We start from the raw sequence: 19,890 nt of genomic DNA, 5'->3' as shown, positions 1-19,890 counted from the left end.
TTTTTTTGTAACATAAGCAAACGCAAGTTCTACTTTTTTGAAACACGCTCAACCCTTAGAGTATCTGCCAAAAAGTTAATCTCAATTGCAAGATTTGAAAGCATATCTTGAAACAAAATAGCATCTTTTTCAACCATCTCTTTCGTAATTAATTCTCCTTCTTGATTGTAAAGTCCAACAAATTCTACTACATTTTCATTCCAAATTTTTTTTACGAATTGAATTTGAGCACTTGTTGACTCAATCATAGCATTGGGATTGTTTTTGCTATTCCCCCCATTCAATTTTTTGAAAAGTTCGATTTGTCTTGCTTTCAGCTTTTCCACAAACCCATAGTTAACATCTTGTAAAATTACGAATGCCTTATCTTCTTCTTTTACAATTTCTTTACTGTTTCTAATGTAGTCTGGAATATAAGGTAACATTACCCTACCGCTCACATTCACATTGACTATCATCTTGCCTCCTAAATTTCAAAAAATGTTGCGCCTTGAATATAATCGTACGAAAATGATATTAGCGGTTTCGTAAGTGTAAGCTGGCACTTTAGATCAATTTTTTGGTTATTCAAATCTTGGCCTGGACTGTAAGTTGCAATCTGCCCTTCTCCTACCATGAATTTTGTTCTTTGGTCTTGATTTCCAATTTGATTTACAAAAAGTACTGTAAACTCGTAATTTTTAGGTAAATTGCGATTTCCAAGTTCGTATTCATTGCCAGAAGATTTTTTTGAAACATCAAGAGTTATGAAATGCGACCTCTCTATATAAGTTTCTAAAAGCTCTTCCTTGTTAGTAGAAGTCTCTCTAAGAGAGTAGCCGCTAAACTCAACAGTTTGTTCTGGAATTCTTCCAATTGCCGTGATTGCGCCGCAAGTTGTTTTTAGAGTTTCTGTTGCTTTTGTAGAACTAATTGTGTACGAATATCCAAGACAGTAAGTCTTGAAAAGTAAAACATCAATTTCATCGTTATTGTCGCAACTCTCACATATTTTTTTTGAAAATTCCTTATGGTAGTATATGATACTACCTTCTTTCAATTTCAAATCCGTCGCAAGTTTTGATTTACTACCAAGTTTTTTTACTCTGAAAATACACTCTTTGATTGATTTCCATTTACTAGGTTTAGTTTCGTAATTCGTCAAGTCTTTTACAACTAATTCCTTAGGGTCGGTTCCACTAGGTTCCCCAGTATCTTTCATGTCCGAACCCTTGAAGGTCCATTTGAATTTATCAATATTAACAGCGACCAGCACTGCGCCTACGGGCATTCTTAATTTTTCAACTGCCATTTTTACCTCCACAGCAATTAATATAATCGCTACCATCCATCCTGATCCACAAAGTTGTATCAACCAAAGTTACCATTCGTGCATCAGAAGTTTCGTCTTCAATTTGGGAATCGTCAATGCTGAAATTCCTCAAGGAATATTTCAATATTAGAAAAGACACAATTATATTTGCGATCTCAAGTCCCAAAGTAGGACGCATGTTGCATTCAGTGTAAATTACAAACTTCGGTGATAAAAGCATCGAATAATTTTTGCAATTATTAACAATTTCTCCTGTGCTCTTTACCGCAAAGACAATTGATGGTAAATCTTTGGTTGTGCATGCAAACATTTCGGATTTGTAATATACTTTAGTAGTTGTTTGTTTGCATTCAACTAAGTAATTTTTCAAATTTTTTTTTAGATCAACAATGAATTTTTCGATTAATTTCATTTAATTAATTTTGCAGCCTCTTCTGCTAGATTTTTTTTCCAATTTACATATTGGTTTTTTAGTTTTTTCTTCTTAATATCAAGCCAAATGGGTACTGCTGAGGATTCTATACCCTTATATGCTGCCCAACTCTTGATTTTTGCTAGACTTGGAGCTGGCGAATTGTTGTCATGTGCCTGTCCTGAGTCTAGAAATTCAGAAAGGGGTGAGTTTACTTTTACTTTCAAATTTACTCCAGAAGAAGTTTCTTCTAAATCAATATTTGTTACATTTGACAATCGTCCGGGGACATGTGATTTTAATGCTTGCGAATTTTTTTTGACTTTGAATCCCACAAAACTTTTTGTATTATCAAATATAGATTTTCTTATTTTTTCCCCAATTTCCATTTGTTCTCCTTTTGATCAACCAATGTAAAGGAAAGGACAAGAATCAATACGCGGGAATAGGAAATCAAGTTGAGAAAGTAGATACTTAAACTTACACTCTTTTTGATCTCCTTTACACCTAATATTGAAAACTTCTAAGTAAAGAACGTCAAGCAAAATCATAAGCCAATTCTTGTAGGCAGCTCCCATATGGTACAAGGCTAAAATCGATTTTGCATATCTTAGAACCTCAAAAAGTTGTACTTTTGTTTGATCTGGTATGCTAATGCTTCCGTCTTCTTTGGTGCATTCAATGCGTAAAGATTCTATCTTAGTAAGACTTATCCACATAATAAGGTCGTCAAGTTCACTCATTTATTAATTTATCAACTACCGCTAGGTTTTGTAACTTCAATTTCGACAACTTCTCTAGGTTCAAAATGAATTACTCCCGCTGATTCCATTGAAGAGTGAATGTAATCACCATCTGGTGCTGCAAATTTTCTGAAGAATATTTCTGGCAACATTGGAACAAACATAACTTCTGGGTTTGGTTCGTACAGTATAGGGTTTTTCAGCCCCTTCAAAACAAAAGTTATGATGTTGTGGTCTCTTTTTAGCGCCTCTTTGACTATTACGTACTGAGGTTCGCTGTACAACTCTAGTAATAGATGAGAATAATTGTGTGGAACTAAAAGATGGTAAACCCCATCAAGTCTTTCTTTGTATTTTTCTGACTCGCGTTTTGCAAGTGTTGCTTTTTCATACAAAGTATACCCGTTAGCCAATGTTTCGACAGTAACTTTGCTCTTACCCTTAAGATTCGCTATTCCTTCCATATTGATGTGTTTTTTACCAAAAACAATAGAATGAAACGCATCTTTCATCAGACCAAGCTCTAGATTAGTTTTTACTTCGTCTTCAGTTATTGTTCCGTACATTAAGTCTTTTAGTGAAATTCGCTGAACTGTTTCAAATACGTGCATTTTGTAGGCCATTTCTTGGAAGAAAACGGTGCTTTTCCCAATTTCATTACTATGTTCCCCAAAAGTTGCTGTGACATTGTGGTCAACTTTTGATTTTCTTACAATATAATATCCCTGTCTTAGATCATTTTTGTTGATCGCCTTGTACGGCACAAGTTGTTCAAGACCATTGCTTGCAAGTTCTAATATATCTCCGCTATAGCTGCCGCTTGCTTCTGCAAAAATACTTCTACTCAAAATAGACCTCCTATTTTTTCATTAATTTTTTTGGCTCTATGTAGAAAATTTTCTACTGCCATTGCTTTCATACTCTGGACCAATGTTTACATCAAGCAAAACAATTTTACTATTTTGTTCAAGACTAACATCTTTGATTCTTCCAACTTGAGTAGCCCCTTTGCCATCTTTTACTAGTTTGCCTGATTTCAAGAAAACATAATCTCCAACTTTGGGAGTTGTAAAGGCATTGTCTAACATAACAGTTACTTCCCCAGCACGCCTTATCGGAATTAGTTCTCCCGGAGAGTAATTTTCATTTTCTAGTAAAGCTATACTTTCTTTTTTTAGGGCAAATCCCCGAATAGGGCCAACTCCAGCTGTTGCAAGTGCTGATTTTACCAACACTTCTCCCATTTCGCTTGATCCACTCGCATAAACTGGGTCTCCTGGTTTGATGGGTTGAGATTCAACGTCAACTATTGCAGTTTCAGTTTGATGAACACCTGATTTGTGTTCAGTTCCCAAAACGAATTTTTTAGCTATTTTAGCTAAATCGAAGTCTGGCATTTACATACCCCCTTAGAATATAATTGATTTTTGTATTGTTGAGCTAATGTGTTGTTGATAATTTGTCCTGTAAAGCGATTTCTGGCATTTACCACTTGTTTGTATGCTGTAAGTTCTTGTACTAGCAAACTTATGTTGGCAATTTGAGAATCAAGATCACCTTCTTCGTCAATTCTGAAATTGACATTATATTTTTTTTTCATTGCTTCCAAAAATGCAAGCTTGGCGTCTTTTACGCTCAAAGCGTTTGCAAAAGGCGGAGTAATTTCATACTGCGCACAAGCTTTTTCAAGATTTGTCAAAACTTTAGAGTCTTTAAAGGCATTGGCCTCGGCTTGTCTTTCAGCTTGCTTTCTAGCTTTGGTAAAGTTGCTTTCAGCCTCAGCAAGGCGTCTTTCAAAATCTTCTCGTGAAATCATGCCCGACAATTTTTTTGCATCAGACACTAATTTTTCGTATTCTTCTGAAGATATTGTTACTTGTTCTTTGTCGTTTTTAGGCAAAGATTCAGAAATTGCAACAGTATCTTCACTTAATGATTCTTGCATATAACCTCCTTTAGCAAGATTTTTTTCTAAATTAAATTTGTAAATATTGGTTAAGTTCATTTTGTATTTTTAGATACAAATCATCATTTTCCATCTCCTTAGCTTTACTTAAAAGTTCCACGTAAGTTGCTAAAGTTTTTGCATGTTTTTCATCAATTTCAGCTTGTTCTTTTTGGCTAATTGGCTTGACTGGTTTGTAGCACCAGTTGGATTGTAGTCCAAACTTGAAAAGCACCGCATTGATGAATGGTGTTACCATTAGTTTGCATATTTGCTCAATGTTTAGGTAAAAAATATCGTAGTTGCCAACACTGCCTTCTCCAGATGGTGAGACTGGGTATAGTATTTCTTTTGGAATTCCAGAATGGAGTGTTATGTCTGATACAATGATTTCAAAAGCATCTCTTAGTGGACTTACAGATCTTGTAACATTAGCAATATCATCTTCTCTTCCGAGTATCATCATTTTGTGGTTACTGTCGAGAACCCCTTCAATATTTTTTTTTACTTCAGCCAGGTCGTATGCGGTCATATCCTTGACTGATGGCAGTGTTGCTGATTTTAGAAAAGTAAAATTGTTAACTTTCAAAAATCCCATTGTTTCGTTGAGCAGTGTATCCATAATATTGCTGCTTTTTTTTAGAGCCTCGAAATTTAGAAAAGATGACTTCATATTGATGATTCTACTTTCATGTATATTTTTTTGAAAATAAGAGCCTTCATCAAGAACTTCACCTAAGTTGTAGCAAAGGCATGGGAATCCTTTTTTTAGTGGTTTTTTAGGATCATCGGAGTCTGGAACTACTATGTAAAAGTTGCTTTCTCCAAACAAGATTGCTGTGTATACCATTTTTTTGATAACAGCTCTAAAGTTATTATCAAATAACTTTGAAAGTCCATCACCTATTTTGTGCTCAATGTCTCTGGAAGATGCAAACCCCGCGTAAATTTCGGCTACTTGGTGTGCAAGTCGTAATTGGTCTTTGTGTGATGTGTATTCGCTTGCTGGAAATAGTTTTATTTCTTTGGGTTTTTTGAAAAATTTCATTCCAAACATTTTCTAGCCCTTTAGTTAAAAATAGATGCAGCGTTGAGAAATGCCGGGATGTACGTCAAATCTTTTTGCATAACAAAATTTGTAACTTCACTATCTTCTGCGCTAGATTCATCATAGTAATATTCAGTTTCGTTGAACTCTGAAATTACATCTGTTGTTTCGGGGATGTTTACTACACTAAGATTGGCTGGAATTAGGTAGTCTGAAAGGGAATACAAATTCCGTTTTTTTGCAAGCAAAGTGCCTCTACCAAAACGAGAGAATACATATTTGAGTTCTTCTCTAGCAGCTGGAAGAACAAAAGTTCCCTTGAAATTGTTAATTTCAGATTGATAATCATCTTTTGATAGTAAAACCTTACTACATGCATTTGTAACAATTACAACTGGAAGATATGAAATTCTTCCGACAAGAATTTCTAAAAAACAAATTCTATTTCCCTTGATATGTATTCCTGTGTAGTAGCTGCCATTAGCTCTGGAAATAATACCGGGTTCACAAACATTAAATTTTTTGATTAATCTTGCAGTGCCAAAATCAAACTCTTCTCCTAAGACTTCAATTCTAAAACCAATATCATTTCCATGATATGCAAGTTTTTGTTTTTCAAGCCAAGCTTCAACATCACCGCCGTTCAAAAACGGGTTATCGCGATAAGTACTTTTGATAATACAAACAGCAGGATTGTCTTGATTTGCCAAATATCTTTTGTATAACCAATGTGATTTAGGTACTGGATTGCTTGACATATAGATTCTGCCGCCTTGTTCTCTCATTGTGGGGATAAGCATTTCTATGTCATCGGAGCTAAACTGATTGGCTTCTTCTAGCCACAAGTCTTTGAAATGCGCATAAGATTTCAAGTCTCTTGTATCGTGGCCCCCCTCGAAAACAAAGGCACGTTTTTTCCCAAAAATCAAACTTTTACTTTCAATTTTTGCTTTACTTATATTGAAAAATTTTCTTAGGTTGTATCTGCTCAAAAGTTCTAAAATTTCTTTGTGTATTGATTGTGTTGTTTTGTTTTTCTTTTTTCTGATTGCAAGTGTATCTCCTCCATCAACACTAAATTTTCTTTCTAAATTAACGGTTGCAATATCGTAAGTTTTACCAGTTCCTCTACTGGAGTAGTATATGAAAATTTCAGCATTAGGCTTTTCTTTGTATGCATTAACGTATATTGGAAGTCGTCTTAGTCTCATAGTTCACCTTTGGTAATAATTTTGTTGATTTCTTCCTCAGTATAAGAACAACTTTTTACAAAACCCGTGCTTGTATTGTTTCCAATGATTAATTTTTCTTTGTTAATAATGTCTAGTACTAAATCTTCAGCTTCACTCATTTCAAAAACTGCAAAAAACATTCTAAATGCATGTAAACTTGTTGCTAAAACATTACTGTTTGAGAATTCAAACATTTTGTTGACAAATAGGTTAAGCAAAGCTTGTTTGTTTGCGTTATTTGAATATTGATTGTATGAAGGAAGTTTTTCCTCTATTAATTTTTTCAAAAGTTCTTGGATTTCTAAATTGTCCATACTTTTTCTCCTTCTCCTAAAGATCGTATCTGTAAAAAGAGATATAGCAGGTATTTTTGGGCCTTGTTTCTTCATAACCCGTTTCTTCTGTAAAAGGCATGAAAAGATCATCGGTTACTCGATATGTCCCATAGACAAGCTCGGTAACAAATTCAGTTCGTCCAGCATTCCAATACCAGTCCTTATCACGGGAAATTTTTGTATAACTTTTTACCAGTCTGCCTTCAAAACTAATTTTACTAGTGTCAATATTATGTCTATGTTTTTCAAAAGAGTCACTTTGTGTATCGCCCAGGCTTCTTGAGCCGGAAGAGTCGGTGCTGCCACTAGGGTCGTAGTGCCGTAAGAATCTTCCCGACAAATAGGGCGCAGAAGATATCCCCAAAACTTTATATGCATAGCAATTGCTTGGCAAACTTCTACCGTCTGGAATACAAAACTTGTTTGTGTTTGTAAATGCCTGAATTAATTTGCTTCTTGTAAGAATTGATCCTTCTTGTGCGAATTTATCAGTTAAAGCGCCAACAGGTGTTTTTTCTAGAAAAAACAAAACCATATGTTCTAGATATTCACCAAGTGAACCTAAATGTGGTGCACTTTTAGTAATTTCATATTCTTTTCTGTTTTCAATGCTTTTCCCATCACATACCGAAAAAGTAAGTTTGTCTTTTAGTACAATTGGTTCTCCAATAGAACCCTCATATCCTAGCGAGTCTACTTTGTCTGTATTTCTAAATTGAATGCGAGTTTTAGTCTTTTCGAGTCTTTTTTTGATTTCTATGTAGTCGTCTTGTGTAATCATTAATTTTACCTACCAATCGTATCTGTAGAATGAAATGTAACATGTATTTTTGGGGCGTGTTTCGCTACTTCCTTCATAGTCTGTATAAGAAGGGTAGTCCCATCTGTATATTCTATCGCCCCAATCTAAGCCAGTAACAAAACTGGTGTTGCCTGTAGACCAATTAGCATCTCTTTCAATGTAGTAGTATTTAGATACAAGTCTCCCTTCCAGGTCGTTCAATTTACTATAGTCAATAGTATGTATATGTTTTTCAAAAGAGTCACTTTGTGTACCGCCCAAACTTCTTGATCCATAAGAGTCTGTTCCGCCACCAGAATCGTAATGTCGTAGGAATCTTCCCGACAAATCGGGCGCATAAGATATCCCAAATTTTTCTCTTACAAAACAATCGCTAGGAAGACTTCTGCCATCTGGAATACAAAATTTTTTAGTATCTTCGAAAGCTTTTACCAGTTTACTTCTTGATAATGAGCCTTCTTTAGCAAATTCTGTGGTTAAGAATCCGGGGTAAGTGTTTTCTAAGCACCAGTTAACTAAATGTTCGAGATAATCGTCTAAATTTTCGCCAATAGGGGGTTTAGTAGTCTTGTTTAGGGGGTAATATTTTCTGTTAGTAGTGTCTTGACCATTGCAAATGGCAAATAATTCTTTGTCCTTTACAACAATAGGCTCACCAAGTTTGCCAACATAATTTTTTGCTTCTTCCATAGTCCCAACACCAAATTGAAATTTGATATTGTCGGCTTGAAGTCTTTTTTTGATTTCTTCGAAATCTTCATCACTTATCATCTAAGCGGCCTCCTGTTTGTCTTTAGTATTTTCCGTGTAAGTGCTAAGATCAAGTGTTCGTACCCCAGCAGTCGATTTTCTTGTCAAATTAAGTGCAAGTGTATTTTTTAAAAAAGTATCGCGCATGATTAAATCAAAAGCATGATTTTCAACTCCAACTTTATTTTCCGTGAAGGTGTTGTTGCTTAGTCTTGCACTGGTAATGTCTACCAAGTGAAGAGCAGTACCAGTGTTTTTACTAAACTGGGTGTCAGTTATTTTCAAGCTTGAGAAGTTAGAAAGTCTGAGTGCATCGGTGTTGTTGCTAAATGAGCTTTCTCTAATTATTGCATTAAGTCCATTTGAAACCGCTGCAGTTTTACTGCCTTGGGCACTAACATTAATTAGTGTTAGATTGGAAACATCTTCAATGTCGAAGCTTTGATTTGTAGAATCAAAATTTACATCTTCAAGTAGAATTTTTTTTGTTTTTTTGAAATGCAGTGCCTTGTTCAAGGCGCACTTAAATGTGACATTTTTGATGTACACAAAGTTTGCATCTGTAACATAGACCGATGATCTAGCGTCTTCTTTTACTGAATATGATGAGCAAAGCACCACAGCAGTGGGCTGTGTAAAGCTTTTTTCTTCCAGATAAGGCGACAATTCTTCTTGATTTAGATCTCCTCCGTTAATGTAAAGCTCGCTCATTGGTTGTTGGCATATGTTGACTCCAGAAAGCCTGAATGATTTTTCTGATTCAAAAATATGTTTAGAAAAACCCGTACTTCTTATGAAAACTTCGTCATCGCCTTCGATGCCTTCGATTTCTAAATTGTTCAGTTTTACTTGACCATAAATGTAAAAATCGCCTGTAAGTAGCTTGATCTTGTTAAGTCCGGCTTGTTTTGCAAATTCAATTGCGGTGTTTAGCGTATCTTCGTCTTTAAACCCGGAGGCTTTAAATTGGTAAGTTTCGGGCCCATCATAATTAAACGGTGCAATAACAACTTTGTGCACTCCAGACAAATAGTCGCTTATTCCTATTTTGGTTGAAGTCGTAAGGTATTCGTAATGAGTGTAGTCGCCCCAGGTGATTCCTTCGTATTCGTAAAGTTTGATATCTAGATCGAAATTAGTAATTTTTTTTGAAAGTATAAGGAAAAAATGATCAATCCCAATATTGTCAAGCCTAAGTTTGACAAAATCGGTTATATTTAGATTTTGCATTGACCTAAAATTAACAATAGTGTGTCCTTTGACACGTAAGTTTGTTAGAAATTCGAAAAGTCTTACTGCTGACTCTTCGGAAAAGATAAATCTGGTCGTGTATTCAAACTTTTTAGAGTAAAAATCATCGGCATTATCGGTTTGAAGTACATTTTGAGCTATTGTGTAGAAAACATCTCCGTAGATATCAAAGTGGTGAATATATTTTGAGCCTTGACTACTAGAAGTGTTTCTAAACCAAATCTTAGCTTTTGTTGGGAAATATTCTTTATGTTCAATGTTGATGGAGGAGTCGGCATTATACCTTGCTTCAAGATTATGTGTTGAAATTATTGCTAAATGTTCATTTATGGCATAGTGGTCGTGCCAAACTTCACGTCTTTTGAAGTCCCATTTGTAAACTGTGTCTAGCCAACTAGGATCGTATTCTTGAAAAACACTGCTGCCGACCTTGTCTGCAAAATCGGGGTACACTACGCCTTTTTGAAGTACCGCAACGTAAAGTTTGCCATCATTACCAGCTACATTGATTGGTGCCGAGTAGAGTGGGCGTTTTTTGGATATTGCTTCTTCTTTGCTTTGGAATTTGCCTTCTCTCCAAATAACTTTAGTTGAATCGTAGCTACTGGAGCTACTTTTTGACATAACATAACTTTCAGCATCTACAGTGCAAATTTCAATTTCTTTAGTAATAACTTCGCTTTTCCAAATTGGAAGAATTTGCAGTTTGCCGATTGAAGAGAAAGTGTATGCGTATCCGAATTCATACAACAAGGCTTGCAAAATAGTTTCTACATCTTCTCCACAGTCAATGATCACGGCGGGGACTTTGTCAAGTATTGCTTCGCTAGCATCATCATCAATAAGGTCTTTTAGTTTAGTTTTTTCTATTATTAGGTGGACAAGTGATAGCTCTTTTGCCAAAGGATTGTATACAAAAAGCCAGTCTGGTGAAAAATTGATTGGGAATTGAACTGGATTTTCGAATGCAATCTTTAGTAGGCTAGAGTAGTCGTTAACCGTGAATGATACACTTTTGGTACTGTTGAACAGATCTCTGCTGAAAAATTTTTCTAGAATTCCCCTAAAAACGGGTTTATTGTTGTCGTTTACTTTTACGAAAATGTCTTCATTTCTGAAGAATAAGAAATTCAAAAATTCTTCTGATAGGCCGCTTACACTAAAGCTGAACGTGCTTGCTGCTGTTTTTAGACTTGGGTCGACTATTTTCTCTTCTAATACAATGCTTGTAGTGTCAACAAAAGGGGTAAGTTCAAAAATTTGACCCTCGTCCGTGTAGAATACAATATCAAGCCCCAAAGAAGTGCAATTTTCTGAAGTGTCTTCTTTGGGATTTAAGATTTCTTGGGTTACTTGACTTAAATCAGCGATTTCTGAATTTTCGTCACCAATTTCCGGACTTTTCAAATTAATTTCTTGAACTACATCCACTTGATCTTGCAATTTAGTTTACCTTACCTTCTGCTGTATTTTTTGTAGCAATCGAATACAATAGGTTCCGTTTTTTCTATGTACCTTTTATAGTATGCGATTCGATTTTTTAGCATATTGGCGTCATCGGGCTCATTTTCATCGTCAACCCCAGGATTAAAATTTTCAAAAATGGGAAACTTTTCACCAGCATGGTACTTGTTAGCATAGGCTTTTACAGACAAAAGCCAAACATTGAGTGAAGTTGCGTATCTAAAAAGTTCTGCCTCATCAAGAATTAGGTTTGAAATATCTTCTTTATTTGTTAGTGTTGGTTTTTTAGGAAGCGATGGTATTGATTCACAAGAAAGTAGTAGTAAGAGTACCCAAAAAACACCTATCAAACCAATTTTTGTTTTAAATTTTTCCATTGTTAATCCCCCTTAAACTTGGTTTTGTAAATCGTTTAACATTTTTTTTGTAACTTCGTCTCGAAGCTTGATGAGTTTTCTGTATTCGCAAAAGCTACCCCCAGAGTTTCTGTAAGCCTCGGCAGCTTGTATTGAAAGCTCAATGGTGTCTTTTAAGCGTTTGTCAATTTGCTCAACAGCAGCTTTGTCCTCATTGCTTTTTTCGATTTTGTCTTTCAAAAAAAACACTAACCTTAAAAGCGAGCTTGTGAAGGTCATTCCTTCGTTTACTATGTCTAATTTTTCTCTACCAAAAGAGCTTTCAAACCCTTTTAGGAGTGCATTTTTTACATCCACTGCGTCTAGCAGCTCATGGATATTTTTTACTGCGTTCATTACGCTACCTCCAAATTGTTTCTAAATTTTACATTGTAAAATTCTAGTCTGTTCTTTACGCGCTGTACTAGTGCTTTATTTTGAATTTTGAAAACTCTTAGAGAATCTATGTACCCGTTAGAAACGGCCTTAGAATTGCCAAGTGAATCCCAAATTACGGTTTCCCGGTCGTTTGCAACAATTACAAAATGGTAAAAACTAGAACTTTCGTCTTTGTACTTTGCGATCAAAATATCCGATTCTAAAGGCACGTAAGAACTCGGATAATGTTTTTCGTCAAAGTAAATATCTTCGTCAATACCTAAGTTTGCAAATATTGCGTTTGGAGAATTTACAAACGCATTGTCACCCCTTAGGCAGCCTTTACTTACAAGTCCTTTGAAAAGTAAATCAATCTCAAAGCAATCGAAACATTTTTCGACATTGTTTTTGATTTCTTTTACTACAAGGCCAACAAACAAAATGCAAAGGAAATAACACCCAAATTTAGAGATAATTTCGTTTTGCTCTTTGAATTTCATTTGCAAAGGCACTGCAAGTCTGTGAATTTCGACTTCCTTGAAAGTCACTTTTTCTAAATTTTTGTAGTGCTGTGTACTTTCTAATAATTCTGATTTATACTTTTTTAGAAAATAATTTTTCAAAAGATTATAGAAAAAATTGTAAATACTCAAAAACATTTTGTTATTCATTTAGCTTTTCCAATTTCATTGATTTTATTTGTTGTCTTAGAATTTCTTGCGCTTTGATTGTTTCTTTTGCACAAATATTTCTAATTTCTTGTGCTAAGTTTTCTTTGTTTACAGTGTTGATGAAGTCTGTAGTTCTTTTTAGATCTTCTTTTACTGAATTTTTCATTTCTTCGAATTCGGTTTTAATCCTAGTGCTGTAGTAATTTTCGAGTTCTTTGAAAACTTCAGCCTTAACAAATTTGTAGTAAATTTCAAATTCTTTGAAAACTTCAGCCTTGACCTTAGCCGCTTGAGTTTTGATGTCTGCTAGAATCCCTTTAAAAGCGTATGTGCCAATTCCAGAAATAGATATTAGTAGTATTGCTATTATGCCGCTTACAATATTTACTTTCTTTAGTTTTGCCATATCCCCTCCATCAGATTTTAATTTTTTACAAAAAAAAGTCATACTTCACCCATTTTGCACGTGTATAACAAAATAAATAAAATATGACTTAGCTAATTCAGACTATTAAGTCCAAATTATCTAATAGTGCTTTCGCAGTATTAGATTTTGTAAATACTACATCGTTTTTGCTAAAAAATCAAATAATTTTTTTCTTTTTTTTTTGTTTCAAAAATCACAATTTGTTGTATAATATTTTCGTGAGAGGATTTTTCATAAAATTACCTCCCCATAGTTTTGATTTTATAGATGAGGAAAGAAAAAGAAAAGTCTAGTCGCAAGTGCAACCAGACTTTCACCCTTTCATCACTAGTGATGAATCGGTTTTCATATTTACAATATGAAAAATATTTTAATAAAAAAAGCTAATTTGGACAATTCTAAATCCACTTTCCAAAACTTACTTATTAAGTTAGTGGAAAAAAACAATAAAAAGACTTGTACGGACACTGTAAAAGTGTCCTATGTTGAGTCTTTGATCAAAAAAATGTGCATAAACCCATACAAAAGGCTTTTGAAAGTCTACTGGGCAATCAGCGTAAAAAATAATGACTACAAAAAAACATTCGGGGTTGAGCGTTATTCGGCTTGTGACATTTACAGAATTGTAGCAAAACTTCTCGAAAAAGATGGAAAAAGGGTTGTTTGCAATCGTACTGTCCAGCGAGACATTAAGATTCTAAATGATCTTGGCCTAATTCAAACCGTACTCCGAAAATTCGGAAAAGACAAAACAGGACATGGAAGTGTTGCACATTATATTCAGAACATGCAATTTGTAGCCTACCACAAAGAAATAATTTGGGAATATTTCGTATCGTTACTTGAAGAAAAACTTGCAAACAAAAAAATAGTAGGCGACTTCGACTGGAACATTCAAAATGCGGTGTTCAAAGTTTCTAAATTCCAAAATATCCAAAACAAATTTCAAAATCATACTAAGCATACCAGATCCTTTAGGTTTTTTGATAACAAAGTTTCAGAAAAAAATTCCTCTGGGACTTTTGAACAATCATGCGACATTAGTTTACACAGTCAACACAGTAAAAGTCGTGTCAATACTATGTCGCCTCATGAGTCGCCGCCTGTTATTAATAAAGCTAATATAAGTAATATTAAGTATAAGAATTCAAAGAATTCTTATATTAATTCAAAAATTCAAAAAAACAATATTAATTTTGAAAAAAAAGACGTAGAGTCTCGACTTATTCAAAGAGACATCCCAAAAGATTTCCTTTACCGAGTAAAAGATCTTAGCAATAATGAATCAACTTACAAAAATGCGCTTAATAATTTGGAAACGGTTTTAGACGATCATCAAGATGTCAAAGTAAAGTATATACTCGAGCATTTCTTAGACCAATTTTCTGAATATCGGTACAAGGTTTGGATGATGATGAAGCGTAATGATGGGGTTATTAGTGATTATGATCTAATTTGGAAAGATCGATTCACAGAATTTGTAAGTAAAAAGGTCGAGCTTAATGATTATGTGAAAAAAGTGCTTGCAATGGAAGCTAAAGAAAGAGAAAATCGTAGTAGAGAGCGTTTAGAGAAATTGAATAATAACCAAGTTCAGTCTGGTGAACAAATACCAGATTCGGTAAATCAACAGCAATATAATGTAAATAGGGGCGCGCCGCCGCAGCTTCAGCAGTCGCAGCAGCTGCCTCATAGAAGACTTTACGAAAGAGAAAATACAAAAGGCATTGTTAAGGATTCTTCGGGGTTCAAGTCTCTGAAAGGCCTTACACTTGATAGTTTGGGAATTAGTAAAAAAGTAATTTGAGCCTAAGTGGCTTTAGGAGGTAAAATGAAAATAAGAATGAAACATTTAGCAAGAAGACTTTACTTGAGAAGGGACAAGATTTGGCATGTTTACAGGAGCACGGAAATTCAAAACAAAGCTAAGGACAAAAACATTGTCAATTTTCCTCATTTGAAACCAGAAGATTTGGACTACGAGTACGTTTACAAGTTCTTGGATGAGTGGATCCAGAAAAAATACAATGACAAACTGGGATTTACTATTGAGAAGGTAGATGGTCTTGAATATATTTGTAAGGCAAAAAGATATGCTAGTCTTAAGAAGATATTAGCCAGAATTTTCAAAGATTACAAAGATATATTTCTTGGTAGGTTGCAGAAGGCTCCCGGTGCTGCGGCAGTTCCCGGATCGCCAGGTAAGGGGCAAGGTGGAAGTTAAAAAAAAGGGGTGATGTATTAATTTTAGGATAAAAAGGGTAGTAAAAAGCCCAGTAAAAACACCAACTAAAAAAAAGGTTGTTGTAACTGCTAAAAATCAAATACCTTTTCATAATCATACTTTTTTCAAAAAAGAGATTTTGAAGGGTAAAGTCATGTATCATACAAGATTGATGAATGTTTTGTGGGCTTGGAGAGCCAGCAAAAAAATGTTTGCAATTTTCTTCGCCAATACGTTGAACAAAGAGAAAAAGGCAGTTTACTTGTACCCGTTGAAAGAGGGTGATGTGTTTTACGGAATTTTTTACGGCTACAAAAAAATCAAGGACAATAGGTTTTTTAATGATTATGTTTCTGTTTGTAGATTTTCTAAAAAAAATTTCAAAACCTTCAATAAGGCTTATTACCTTGAATTTAGGTTCAAAACGGGAAGTGTGTTTATGTATGTTCATACTATATCTTATTTCATTGACGGCCGGAATATTCGGTCTATTAGAAAATTGTATAAGAAAATTTTGAAGTTAGAACAAGAAGTGTTCAAGTTTTACTCCAAAGATTTACAGCCCGAAGGAATTATTACTAAGTGGGTTGCAAAAATCAAGCAAAAAAGGGAAGAAAGACTAGATCAAATTGGTAATCTGATCAATCCCCCGCCCCATCTGCGTGTACGCAGTCGATTTCGCAAGTTTTGAAAATTCGCTATTATTTGGCTGTAATTTGTGTTATACTACACTTAGTAGGTGAGTGATTATGGAATTAGTATCAACAACAAATATTACTGAAGAGCAAATATATAAAGAGTTCCTTCGACTAGGCATGGAACAACTAATAGCACAAGATTTATCTAAAAGATATTATCACAATAATCTTACGTATAGAGATTTAGAAAATTTAGAAAAACAATTTGGAATAAAGTTAGAAAATCTTGAGTTCAAGATTGATACTGTTAAAAATGAACTCAATACAAAGATTGATACTGTAGAAAAGAATTTACAAAAAGATATAGCTAACTTAGACGCTAAAATTGATAATGTAGAAAAAAATTTACAAAAAGATATAGCTAACTTAGACGCTAAAATTGATAATGTAGAAAAAAATTTACAAAAAGATATAGCTAACTTAGACGCTAAAATTGATAATGTAGAAAAAAATTTGAAACAAAATCTTGACGAAAAACTAAAAATTAATAATCAATTTTTACTGGAAAAAATAGAAATTAATAATCAATTGTTGTCTAAAAATCTTGACTTAAGCAATAGATTAATAACTATTGTGTCCATAATATTAGTACCTATTGCTATAGCTATTATAGGGCCTTTGGTTTTGTCGCTAATTACTGGTTTTTTCAAACAGTAATTACTAGTAATTTTTTACAATGTATTTTTTTGCGTTGTTGACAATTTTGTTATTTTTGTCTATCCTTGAATTAACTAAAAAGTTCATAGAATTAGGCCTCCCTTATTTTTGTCTAAATTAGCTTTTACCATGACAATAGGGTAGCCTTTTTTTTTGTTTTTAGCAATTGTTTTTGTCAAGTTTTTCACGTAAACCTCCAATATGTCTTTTAAGCGATTTTGGCGACCCAAATACTTGAGGTAGTACTTCAAAGGCCAACTATTGTGTTTTGGCATATTTCTAGAGCCTTGGAAAGGCCTTTCAGATAAGGAAAAATCTTACTAGGATATATTCCAGTTTTTTGTGAATTTTCTTTTAGAATTTCACGAAAAAGTTTTCTAGTATTGTTGACATTTTTGTTATCTTGTTCTAGTATTGTAACTGTAAAATGATATGTAGCATAATGGCGTTCTGTTTTGTAGTAGTGCATAGAATAAGAATGCCTTTTTTGCTTTCAAATGTCAAGCCCCAAAATGCGTTAAATCCACGCTACAGCCGAGATTTTAAACTAAGAAAAATATTTAGGATTTTTTAATTATTTTAATTAGTTTGCATGAATTCACTTTAGTTAAATAATGTCTTGATTGTTGACATTTTTGTTATCTTGTTCTATTCTATCATTACGCTACGTGATGTTCATTTAGAGGAAACTTTGAACAACGCGTTGCACGCAGGACATGCATCGCTGCTGTACGACCAGTGTGTTATTGGTATTGATTTTGGGAAGTCTTCTTCTGTCAAGGGCTTTCCACAGTCTATGCAGCGGCCCCCCATTTCTTTACTTTTATCAAAGATTAACAAAGAATACTCCACCTATAGTTTCTATGAAATTTAGGTGGAGTATTCTTTGTGATTACTTGATAAAGGTCATAGTTGCTAGAAATAGGGAGGGATGTACTGGTATTGTGACTATGGATTTTGTTCCTAAATATACTAAATTTGTGGATGTTGGTGTTGGGTAAAGCAAAAGTTTGAGTGTGTTGATTTCGCAAGTTTTGAAAATTTACTATTATTTGGCTGTAATTTGTGTTATACTACACTTAGTAGGTGAGTGATTATGGAATTAGTATCAACAACAAATATTACTGAAGAGCAAATATATAAAGAGTTCCTTCGACTAGGCATGGAACAACTAATAGCTCAAGATTTATCTAAAAGATATTATCACAATAATCTTACGTATAGAGATTTAGAAAATTTAGAAAAACAATTTGGAATAAAGTTTGAGAATCTTGAGTTCAAGATTGATACTGTAGAAAAGAATTTGCAAAAGGATATAGCCAACTTAGACGCTAAAATTGATACTGTTAAAAATGAACTCAATACCAAGATTGATACTGTAGAAAAGAATTTGCAAAAGGATATAGCCAACTTAGACGCTAAAATTGATACTGTTAAAAATGAACTCAATACCAAGATTGATACTGTTAAAAATGAACTCAATGCCAAGATTGATACTGTTAAAAATGAACTCAATGCCAAGGTTGATACTGTTAAAAATGAACTCAATGCCAAGATTGATACTGTAGAAAAGAATTTGCAAAAAGATATAGCTAACTTAGACGCTAAGATTGATACTGTAGAAAAGAATTTAAATGACAAGATTGATAATTTGGCACAAAATCTTACAAAAGAAATGAAAATTAATAATCAAATTTTTTTGGAAAAGCTTAATGTAAGTAACAGAATTACAATTTTCATTACTGTAGTGGTATTGCCCGTTATGATAACCCATGTAGTTCCTTTTGTTATGTCGCTAATTACTGGGCTTTTCAAATAATAACGATTAGTAAATCTTATAGTTCTTAGGTAGTATGTTCGCTTGATTTTTCATGGTGATTTTTATGATTATTTTTACGGTGATTTTCATAGTGATTTTCATAATGATTTTTCATGATGATTTTTTTGATGATTTTTTTTGATGATTTTTTTTGATGATTTTTTTTGATGATTTTTTTTGATGATTTTTTTTGATGATTTTTTTTGATGATTTTTTTTGATGATTTTTTTTGATGATTTTTTTTGATGATTTTTTTTGATGATTTTTTTTGATGATTTTTTTTGATGATTTTTTTTTGATGATTTTTTTTTGATGATTTTTCATGAAAATTTTCAACACGTTTATTAAAGAAAAAAGATGTTTTTGTAAATTCGGTTTTGCAATGTGCTTGTATTTGCATAAATTCCTAATTTTCTTAAGTTAGCATTAATGTATGTTTTTAGATTATGCAAATTTTTGCAAGGCTCATTTTCAGAAAAAAAATTAGAAATCAAATTTGCAATAGTATATGTATTTTCGTTCATACTATTTTTGTAAGTACTTAGATTTATTGCATTGGGCTTGACGGGCTTAAATGCGTTAATGTAGTTTAGTTTTTTACCTAGATTTTGGATACACGGATTTTCAGTTAGTCGGATATTTCCTGGATTTTTGGTATATTTGTTATCTTCTTTCGTTTCTTTGGTCTTTACAATCAAAGAATAGGCAATTTTCAGCTGTTTGGTAGTTATATTGAAGTCAAATATATTTCTTGCCACACGATTAATTTTTTTTGCTCTAATAGGTAACAATTCACTTTTGTTTAGATTTTCAATGCATCTAGAAATTTTGTTAGATTGAACTAAAGAATATGTTTTCAACATCAAGCCATTGTCCAGCACATAAGAAAGTATATTGGACTTGAAGTTGTAGGGGGTTTTGATATTCTGATTTTTCAAATCAGATAATGGAATTCCGGAAGCCATAATAATTCCAAGTAATTTGTGAGTTGTGCTAGAAGTCTTCATAAGATGTTCACTAATCATAATGAATTCTTTAGGATTAATTTCGCAAAGTGGCTCTTCCTTATTCTTAGAAGGCTTGAATTTTAGAAAAAATTTAGCAAATTTCATATATATATTATACCGAAGTTTTCAAGTTTTGAAAACCCCAAGTGTGGACTTTTAATATTAAAACCACCACCAAAAGGTATTAATTTTAGGACTTTTAAAAAAGCCCATATTCAATATGGGACTAATGGAATTAAATGAGGCCTTATGGAATTAATATATGGACTAATGATATTAAGTGTGTGACTTGCAAATATCTATACTAATTAAAATTATAT

26 protein-coding genes are annotated in these 19,890 nt (G+C 33.4%); 5 read left to right on the top strand and 21 right to left on the bottom strand.

The features are described from left to right. Window positions 1-29: 29 nt before the first annotated feature. The 18 genes from QIA27_RS05360 to QIA27_RS05275 form a co-directional block, all read right to left on the bottom strand. Window positions 30-458 (bottom strand): hypothetical protein, encoded by a 429-nt coding sequence (locus QIA27_RS05360; RefSeq protein ID WP_215535876.1) that lies wholly within the window; start codon window positions 456-458, stop codon window positions 30-32. A gap of 8 nt (window positions 459-466) precedes the next feature. Beyond that, window positions 467-1,291, bottom strand: a complete 825-nt coding sequence (locus QIA27_RS05355; RefSeq protein WP_215535877.1) for a hypothetical protein — start codon at window positions 1,289-1,291, stop codon at window positions 467-469. After that, window positions 1,281-1,532 (bottom strand): hypothetical protein, encoded by a 252-nt coding sequence (locus QIA27_RS05350; protein ID WP_233709246.1) that lies wholly within the window; start codon window positions 1,530-1,532, stop codon window positions 1,281-1,283. The genes QIA27_RS05355 and QIA27_RS05350 overlap by 11 nt, the downstream gene beginning before the upstream one ends. Window positions 1,533-1,720: 188 nt before the next feature. Next, complete coding sequence (locus QIA27_RS05345) at window positions 1,721-2,113, bottom strand: hypothetical protein (protein ID WP_418906289.1); 393 nt, start codon at window positions 2,111-2,113, stop codon at window positions 1,721-1,723. 15 nt (window positions 2,114-2,128) lie between these two features. Continuing rightward, window positions 2,129-2,467: a hypothetical protein gene (locus QIA27_RS05340; RefSeq protein ID WP_418906288.1), complete on the bottom strand. Its 339-nt coding sequence runs from the start codon at window positions 2,465-2,467 to the stop codon at window positions 2,129-2,131. A gap of 11 nt (window positions 2,468-2,478) precedes the next feature. Continuing rightward, on the bottom strand, window positions 2,479-3,315 hold the full coding sequence (locus QIA27_RS05335) for a hypothetical protein (protein WP_418906287.1): 837 nt from the start codon (window positions 3,313-3,315) through the stop codon (window positions 2,479-2,481). 36 nt (window positions 3,316-3,351) lie between these two features. After that, on the bottom strand, window positions 3,352-3,864 hold the full coding sequence (locus QIA27_RS05330) for a structural cement protein Gp24 (protein ID WP_418906286.1): 513 nt from the start codon (window positions 3,862-3,864) through the stop codon (window positions 3,352-3,354). Continuing rightward, the gene (locus QIA27_RS05325) at window positions 3,846-4,412 is read right to left on the bottom strand and encodes a terminase (protein WP_418906285.1); all 567 of its coding nucleotides are present in this window, start codon (window positions 4,410-4,412) and stop codon (window positions 3,846-3,848) included. Before QIA27_RS05325 ends, QIA27_RS05330 begins: the two co-directional genes overlap by 19 nt. A 31-nt stretch (window positions 4,413-4,443) precedes the next feature. Continuing rightward, window positions 4,444-5,469: an anti-CBASS protein Acb1 family protein gene (locus tag QIA27_RS05320; RefSeq protein WP_418906284.1), complete on the bottom strand. Its 1,026-nt coding sequence runs from the start codon at window positions 5,467-5,469 to the stop codon at window positions 4,444-4,446. Window positions 5,470-5,480: 11 nt separating this feature from the next. Continuing rightward, window positions 5,481-6,671, bottom strand: coding sequence for a PBSX family phage terminase large subunit (locus QIA27_RS05315; protein ID WP_418906283.1), 1,191 nt, complete (start codon window positions 6,669-6,671; stop codon window positions 5,481-5,483). Next, on the bottom strand, window positions 6,668-7,006 hold the full coding sequence (locus QIA27_RS05310; protein WP_418906282.1) for a hypothetical protein: 339 nt from the start codon (window positions 7,004-7,006) through the stop codon (window positions 6,668-6,670). Before QIA27_RS05310 ends, QIA27_RS05315 begins: the two co-directional genes overlap by 4 nt. Before the next feature lie 16 nt (window positions 7,007-7,022). Next, window positions 7,023-7,808, bottom strand: a complete 786-nt coding sequence (locus tag QIA27_RS05305; protein ID WP_418885581.1) for a hypothetical protein — start codon at window positions 7,806-7,808, stop codon at window positions 7,023-7,025. Window positions 7,809-7,817: 9 nt separating this feature from the next. Continuing rightward, entirely contained in the window at window positions 7,818-8,600 is a 783-nt protein-coding gene (locus tag QIA27_RS05300) for a hypothetical protein (RefSeq protein WP_418906281.1), read from the bottom strand. Beyond that, window positions 8,601-11,237 (bottom strand): right-handed parallel beta-helix repeat-containing protein, encoded by a 2,637-nt coding sequence (locus QIA27_RS05295; protein ID WP_418906293.1) that lies wholly within the window; start codon window positions 11,235-11,237, stop codon window positions 8,601-8,603. It lies immediately after the preceding gene. A gap of 47 nt (window positions 11,238-11,284) precedes the next feature. Then, the gene (locus QIA27_RS05290) at window positions 11,285-11,671 is read right to left on the bottom strand and encodes a BBA14 family lipoprotein (protein WP_418906280.1); all 387 of its coding nucleotides are present in this window, start codon (window positions 11,669-11,671) and stop codon (window positions 11,285-11,287) included. Between the two features lie 12 nt (window positions 11,672-11,683). Further along, window positions 11,684-12,046, bottom strand: a complete 363-nt coding sequence (locus QIA27_RS05285; RefSeq protein WP_418906279.1) for a hypothetical protein — start codon at window positions 12,044-12,046, stop codon at window positions 11,684-11,686. Beyond that, complete coding sequence (locus QIA27_RS05280) at window positions 12,046-12,738, bottom strand: DUF261 family protein (RefSeq protein ID WP_418885585.1); 693 nt, start codon at window positions 12,736-12,738, stop codon at window positions 12,046-12,048. The genes QIA27_RS05285 and QIA27_RS05280 overlap by 1 nt, the downstream gene beginning before the upstream one ends. Then, window positions 12,731-13,144, bottom strand: a complete 414-nt coding sequence (locus QIA27_RS05275; RefSeq protein WP_418885586.1) for a hypothetical protein — start codon at window positions 13,142-13,144, stop codon at window positions 12,731-12,733. Before QIA27_RS05275 ends, QIA27_RS05280 begins: the two co-directional genes overlap by 8 nt. 526 nt (window positions 13,145-13,670) lie before the next feature. Between QIA27_RS05275 and QIA27_RS05270 the strand changes: the two genes are divergently transcribed. From QIA27_RS05270 to bdr (QIA27_RS05255), 4 genes are all read left to right on the top strand, one after another. After that, complete coding sequence (locus tag QIA27_RS05270) at window positions 13,671-14,972, top strand: plasmid maintenance protein (RefSeq protein WP_418906278.1); 1,302 nt, start codon at window positions 13,671-13,673, stop codon at window positions 14,970-14,972. Between the two features lie 24 nt (window positions 14,973-14,996). Then, window positions 14,997-15,389: a hypothetical protein gene (locus tag QIA27_RS05265; RefSeq protein WP_418906277.1), complete on the top strand. Its 393-nt coding sequence runs from the start codon at window positions 14,997-14,999 to the stop codon at window positions 15,387-15,389. A gap of 154 nt (window positions 15,390-15,543) precedes the next feature. Beyond that, the gene (locus QIA27_RS05260) at window positions 15,544-16,080 is read left to right on the top strand and encodes a DUF226 domain-containing protein (protein ID WP_418885589.1); all 537 of its coding nucleotides are present in this window, start codon (window positions 15,544-15,546) and stop codon (window positions 16,078-16,080) included. A gap of 58 nt (window positions 16,081-16,138) precedes the next feature. After that, on the top strand, window positions 16,139-16,744 hold the full coding sequence (gene bdr / locus QIA27_RS05255) for a Bdr family repetitive protein (RefSeq protein ID WP_418906276.1): 606 nt from the start codon (window positions 16,139-16,141) through the stop codon (window positions 16,742-16,744). Window positions 16,745-16,991: 247 nt separating this feature from the next. Here bdr (QIA27_RS05255) and QIA27_RS05250 read toward each other — a convergent pair whose 3' ends face one another. Continuing rightward, window positions 16,992-17,213 carry a hypothetical protein gene (locus QIA27_RS05250; RefSeq protein WP_418906275.1) on the bottom strand — a complete coding sequence of 74 codons (222 nt, stop codon included), beginning with the start codon at window positions 17,211-17,213 and terminating at the stop codon, window positions 16,992-16,994. Window positions 17,214-17,840: 627 nt separating this feature from the next. On the opposite strand from QIA27_RS05250, the gene bdr (QIA27_RS05245) reads away from it, so the two are divergent. Continuing rightward, entirely contained in the window at window positions 17,841-18,563 is a 723-nt protein-coding gene (gene bdr, locus QIA27_RS05245; RefSeq protein ID WP_418906274.1) for a Bdr family repetitive protein, read from the top strand. Window positions 18,564-18,588: 25 nt separating this feature from the next. On the opposite strand, the gene QIA27_RS05240 is transcribed toward bdr (QIA27_RS05245), so the two are convergent. Next, complete coding sequence (locus QIA27_RS05240) at window positions 18,589-18,963, bottom strand: hypothetical protein (protein ID WP_418906273.1); 375 nt, start codon at window positions 18,961-18,963, stop codon at window positions 18,589-18,591. Beyond that, window positions 18,908-19,675, bottom strand: a complete 768-nt coding sequence (locus QIA27_RS05235; protein WP_418906272.1) for a hypothetical protein — start codon at window positions 19,673-19,675, stop codon at window positions 18,908-18,910. The genes QIA27_RS05240 and QIA27_RS05235 overlap by 56 nt, the downstream gene beginning before the upstream one ends. Between the last annotated feature and the right edge of the window lie 215 nt (window positions 19,676-19,890).

Source organism: [Borrelia] tanukii, from assembly GCF_030439725.2.
GTDB classification, from domain to species: Bacteria; Spirochaetota; Spirochaetia; order Borreliales; family Borreliaceae; genus Borreliella; species Borreliella tanukii.
Note: the sequence above shows the minus strand (reverse complement) of the source record. Positions and strands in the feature narration are given on the sequence as shown.

Excerpts from the sequence above, each read along its gene's own strand:
- QIA27_RS05360 (WP_215535876.1), bottom strand. The coding sequence starts at position 458 with ATGATAGTCAATGTGAATGTGAGCGGTAGGGTAATGTTACCTTATATT.
- QIA27_RS05355 (WP_215535877.1), bottom strand. The coding sequence starts at position 1,291 with ATGGCAGTTGAAAAATTAAGAATGCCCGTAGGCGCAGTGCTGGTCGCT.
- QIA27_RS05350 (WP_233709246.1), bottom strand. The coding sequence starts at position 1,532 with ATGCTTTTATCACCGAAGTTTGTAATTTACACTGAATGCAACATGCGT.
- QIA27_RS05345 (WP_418906289.1), bottom strand. The coding sequence starts at position 2,113 with ATGGAAATTGGGGAAAAAATAAGAAAATCTATATTTGATAATACAAAA.
- QIA27_RS05340 (WP_418906288.1), bottom strand. The coding sequence starts at position 2,467 with ATGAGTGAACTTGACGACCTTATTATGTGGATAAGTCTTACTAAGATA.
- QIA27_RS05330 (WP_418906286.1), bottom strand. The coding sequence starts at position 3,864 with ATGCCAGACTTCGATTTAGCTAAAATAGCTAAAAAATTCGTTTTGGGA.
- QIA27_RS05325 (WP_418906285.1), bottom strand. The coding sequence starts at position 4,412 with ATGCAAGAATCATTAAGTGAAGATACTGTTGCAATTTCTGAATCTTTG.
- QIA27_RS05320 (WP_418906284.1), bottom strand. The coding sequence starts at position 5,469 with ATGTTTGGAATGAAATTTTTCAAAAAACCCAAAGAAATAAAACTATTT.
- QIA27_RS05315 (WP_418906283.1), bottom strand. The coding sequence starts at position 6,671 with ATGAGACTAAGACGACTTCCAATATACGTTAATGCATACAAAGAAAAG.
- QIA27_RS05310 (WP_418906282.1), bottom strand. The coding sequence starts at position 7,006 with ATGGACAATTTAGAAATCCAAGAACTTTTGAAAAAATTAATAGAGGAA.
- QIA27_RS05305 (WP_418885581.1), bottom strand. The coding sequence starts at position 7,808 with ATGATTACACAAGACGACTACATAGAAATCAAAAAAAGACTCGAAAAG.
- QIA27_RS05300 (WP_418906281.1), bottom strand. The coding sequence starts at position 8,600 with ATGATAAGTGATGAAGATTTCGAAGAAATCAAAAAAAGACTTCAAGCC.
- QIA27_RS05290 (WP_418906280.1), bottom strand. The coding sequence starts at position 11,671 with ATGGAAAAATTTAAAACAAAAATTGGTTTGATAGGTGTTTTTTGGGTA.
- QIA27_RS05285 (WP_418906279.1), bottom strand. The coding sequence starts at position 12,046 with ATGAACGCAGTAAAAAATATCCATGAGCTGCTAGACGCAGTGGATGTA.
- QIA27_RS05280 (WP_418885585.1), bottom strand. The coding sequence starts at position 12,738 with ATGAATAACAAAATGTTTTTGAGTATTTACAATTTTTTCTATAATCTT.
- QIA27_RS05275 (WP_418885586.1), bottom strand. The coding sequence starts at position 13,144 with ATGGCAAAACTAAAGAAAGTAAATATTGTAAGCGGCATAATAGCAATA.
- QIA27_RS05270 (WP_418906278.1), top strand. The coding sequence starts at position 13,671 with ATGTGCATAAACCCATACAAAAGGCTTTTGAAAGTCTACTGGGCAATC.
- QIA27_RS05265 (WP_418906277.1), top strand. The coding sequence starts at position 14,997 with ATGAAAATAAGAATGAAACATTTAGCAAGAAGACTTTACTTGAGAAGG.
- QIA27_RS05260 (WP_418885589.1), top strand. The coding sequence starts at position 15,544 with ATGTATCATACAAGATTGATGAATGTTTTGTGGGCTTGGAGAGCCAGC.
- bdr (WP_418906276.1), top strand. The coding sequence starts at position 16,139 with ATGGAATTAGTATCAACAACAAATATTACTGAAGAGCAAATATATAAA.
- QIA27_RS05250 (WP_418906275.1), bottom strand. The coding sequence starts at position 17,213 with ATGCACTACTACAAAACAGAACGCCATTATGCTACATATCATTTTACA.
- bdr (WP_418906274.1), top strand. The coding sequence starts at position 17,841 with ATGGAATTAGTATCAACAACAAATATTACTGAAGAGCAAATATATAAA.
- QIA27_RS05240 (WP_418906273.1), bottom strand. The coding sequence starts at position 18,963 with ATGCAAATACAAGCACATTGCAAAACCGAATTTACAAAAACATCTTTT.
- QIA27_RS05235 (WP_418906272.1), bottom strand. The coding sequence starts at position 19,675 with ATGAAATTTGCTAAATTTTTTCTAAAATTCAAGCCTTCTAAGAATAAG.